Genomic DNA, 3,356 nt, shown 5'->3' with positions numbered 1-3,356 from the left:
GTGCTGGGAGAGTCTGCGCGGCTGCGCATCCTGCATGCCGTGTGGCAGTCAGAGCGTTGCGTCAATGACATCATGCGGGCCACCGGGATGGCGCAGGCGAATGTCTCGCGCCACCTGGCGCGTTTGCACCAGGCGGGTTTGTTGATGCGTCGGCGCCAGGGCGCTCGGGTGTTTTATAGGGTTTCCCCGTCTTCGCATCTGGACCTGTGTCGGCTCATCATTCAACAAATGGACGGTCAGTGGGCGCATTCGAAGCGAGGGGAAGGGTGTGGGATGAGTCGGTCGGCGTCGGTGTTTCCCGTTGAGTCAAAGGAAGAAATCAGTGTCTGAGAACCTCCGCGAAGTCATCGGCCGGGTCCTGCCCGCGCCGGAGAATCATCTGAGTCCGGAGCTGCTCGATAAAGCCCGCAAGGCCCGGCGCAGCTTCATGGGTAAGGCCTTGGCCATGGGAGCTGGCGCGGCTTCGGCCGTGGTCGGTGGCAAAGCCCTGGCGGCCGAGGACGGCGAAGATGCCATCCTCAAGCTGCCGGAGCACACCACCGGCTTGGGCCAGCCCGTCGCCGCGCGTGGCTACGGTGTGCCCAGCAAATGGGAGGGTAATCTGCAGCGGCGTGAAAGTCCGGGCCTGACCCGCGTTTCGCAAGCCTCGGTCAGCTTCTGCCCGCTGCAAGGCTTATTTGGCATCATCACGCCCAGCGGCCTGCACTTTGAGCGCCACCATCAGGGTTGGTGGGACATCGATCCGTCGCAACACCGGTTGATGGTGCATGGTCTCGTCAAGCGCCCGCGCGTCTTCACGATGGACGATTTGATGCGCCTGCCGAGCGTCTCGCGCATCCACTTCATCGAATGCGGAGCCAACACGGCGATGGAGTGGGGCAATGTGGCCGTGCCGACCGTGCAGTACACACACGGCATGATCAGCTGCTCCGAATTCACCGGGGTGCTGCTGTCTACACTGCTGGATATGTGTGGCATCGACCGCAAGAAGGCCAAGTATGTTCTGGCCGAAGGCGCCGATGGATCGTCGATGACCCGCACGATCGACCTCGAGCGCGCGCTCGACGACGTGATCGTGGCTTGGGGTATGAACGGCGAGATGTTGCGTCCGGAAAATGGTTATCCGCTGCGTCTGGTGGTCCCGGGTGTGCAAGGCGTAAGCTGGGTTAAATATCTGCGTCGCATCGAAGTGGGTGACCAGAAGTGGGCGACCAAAGACGAGGCGATCCACTACATCGATCTGATGCCGGACGGCACACACCGCCAGTACACCGGCATTCAAGAGTGCAAGAGCGTGATCACATCGCCCTCGGGTGGCCAAACGCTGCTCGATCGCGGCTACTACAACGTGACTGGCCTGGCCTGGTCCGGCCGCGGCAGCATCAAGGCGGTAGACGTCTCTTTCGACGGCGGCCGCAACTGGCGCCCCGCCCGCCTGGAGGGGCCAATATTGCCCAAGGCGTTCACGCGCTTCAACATCGATTGGGTGTGGGACGGCAAGCCTGCCATTCTGCAAAGCCGCGCCATCGATTCGACCGGTTATGTTCAGCCCAAGATCAACCAATTGCGCGCGGTGCGCGGCACGCGGTCGATCTACCACAACAATGCGATCCAGAGCTGGCTGGTGTCCGAAAACGGCGAAGTCTCTAACGTGCAGGTGTACTGATGAAGAGCAAGATCCAATCCACCGTCCGCGCGGCGGCCTTGGGCGCCGCGCTGTTGGTTGCTGGCGCAGGCGTCGCCCACGCCAACAAGCCCTGGCATGACATTGGCCGCGATGCCAAACCGGCCGAGATCAAGGCCTGGGACATCGATGTTCGCCCCGATTTCGTCGGTTTACCCAAGGGTTCCGGCTCGGTCAGCAAGGGCGAGGAAGTCTGGACGAGCAAATGTGCCTCGTGCCACGGCGACTTTGGTGAATCCAACGAGGTCTTCACCCCGATCGTGGGCGGCACTACGGCTAAGGATATTGAAACCGGTCGGGTGGCCAACTTGCGCGTGGAAGCGCAATATCCGCAGCGCACCACGCTGATGAAAGTTGCCACCGTCTCCACGCTGTGGGACTACATCAACCGCGCCATGCCCTGGAATGCTCCCAAATCGCTGTCCACCGATGAGGTGTACGCAGTGGTGGCCTATATTCTCCACTTGGGCAATATCGTGCCGGCGGACTTCGTGCTGAGCGATCAGAACATCGCCGACGTGCAAAAACGCATGCCCAACCGCAACGGCATGGTGTATTACGAGCCGCTGTGGAAAGTGAATGGCAAGGGCGATGTGCAGAACTCGCGCTGCATGAAAAACTGCCCCATCGAGGGCGATATCAAGTCCACGCTGCCCGACGACATGCGCGATGCGCACGGCAATCTGATCGAGCAAAACCGCATCATCGGGCCGGCGCGTGGCTGGGATACGACCCAGCCTCCGCGCAAGGAACCACTGACTCGCAAGGTATCGATGGCGGCTCCAGCCCCGACTGCCGCGGTGGCCGGCGGCGCGGACGCCAAGAGTTTGTTGGCTAAGAACGCCTGCACCGCCTGTCACGGGGTCGCCAACAAAATCGTGGGGCCAGGCTTCAACGAAGTGGCCTCCAAGCACAAGGGTAAGCCTGACATCGAAAGTTATTTGGTTACCAAAATCAAGGCCGGCGGGCAAGGGGTGTACGGCGCCATCCCGATGCCAGCCCAGCCTCAGGTCAGCGACGCCGACGCCAAGGCGATTGCCGCCTGGATTGCGGCGGGCGCCAAGTGAACCCGGTTTGTCGGATTTGGGTCTAACATGTGGGCCTGCAGGTCAGGCCCACCACCTTAAAGGAGCATGATGATGAACCTCAAGATCATGGTAATGACTGCAGTGGGTGCGGTCGCTATGGTGGGCCCGGCGCATGCGTTGGATGCGGCGGCCGCGAAGACCTTGGCCCAGAAAAACGCCTGCACGGGCTGCCACGCCACGGATAAAAAGCTGGTCGGGCCAGCTTATAAAGATGTTGCCGCCAAGTACAAAGGCATGAAAGTCGAAGAGCTGGCGGCTTCCATCAAAAAGGGTGGTGCCGGCAAATGGGGTCCGGTGCCAATGCCTGCCCAGGCGGGGCTTAGCGACAATGACGCGAAGCTGTTGGCAGAGTGGGTGTTGGCGGGTGCGCCCGACAAGTGATGGCGAACGAACCCGTCGTAGCGAATGATGTTTTCGACAAGGAGTGGCATATGAAACAAAATCGACGCGCCGTGCTCAAGGCCGGTGGGGCGCTGGCGACGCTGGTGTCGCTGGGCGTGGTGACGGCTGAGCAGGCGCAGGCGGCGGGCCGTGACGGCTTTGCGGCCAAGACGCTGGAGGAGGCGCTCAAAGCGGTGGGCGGA

The 3,356-nt window shown here is 61.8% G+C and carries 4 protein-coding genes; all 4 read left to right on the top strand.

Annotated elements, in window-relative coordinates; all coding sequences use genetic code 11:
• A partial coding sequence (locus tag P3W97_RS05280) for a helix-turn-helix transcriptional regulator (RefSeq protein WP_300844473.1) occupies positions 1–330 on the top strand: 330 nt, incomplete at its 5' end.
• A complete protein-coding gene (gene soxC, locus P3W97_RS05275; protein ID WP_300844470.1) occupies positions 323–1,666 on the top strand; it encodes a sulfite dehydrogenase in 1,344 nt (447 codons plus the stop codon). The genes P3W97_RS05280 and soxC, both read left to right, overlap by 8 nt.
• Entirely contained in the window at positions 1,666–2,751 is a 1,086-nt protein-coding gene (locus P3W97_RS05270) for a c-type cytochrome (protein ID WP_300844469.1), read from the top strand. The genes soxC and P3W97_RS05270 overlap by 1 nt, the downstream gene beginning before the upstream one ends.
• Before the next feature lie 117 nt (positions 2,752–2,868).
• Positions 2,869–3,153 (top strand): c-type cytochrome, encoded by a 285-nt coding sequence (locus P3W97_RS05265; protein WP_300844475.1) that lies wholly within the window; start codon positions 2,869–2,871, stop codon positions 3,151–3,153.
• The last annotated feature ends 203 nt before the right edge of the window (positions 3,154–3,356 follow it).

The sequence above is a fragment of the Tepidimonas sp. genome, from assembly GCF_029335975.1.
GTDB lineage: Bacteria > Pseudomonadota > Gammaproteobacteria > Burkholderiales > Burkholderiaceae_C > Tepidimonas.
The sequence above is the reverse complement of the archived record's forward strand: the minus strand, read 5'-3'. Positions and strand labels throughout refer to the sequence as shown.

Excerpts from the sequence above, each read along its gene's own strand:
- P3W97_RS05265 (WP_300844475.1), top strand. The coding sequence starts at position 2,869 with ATGGTGGGCCCGGCGCATGCGTTGGATGCGGCGGCCGCGAAGACCTTG.
- P3W97_RS05270 (WP_300844469.1), top strand. The coding sequence starts at position 1,666 with ATGAAGAGCAAGATCCAATCCACCGTCCGCGCGGCGGCCTTGGGCGCC.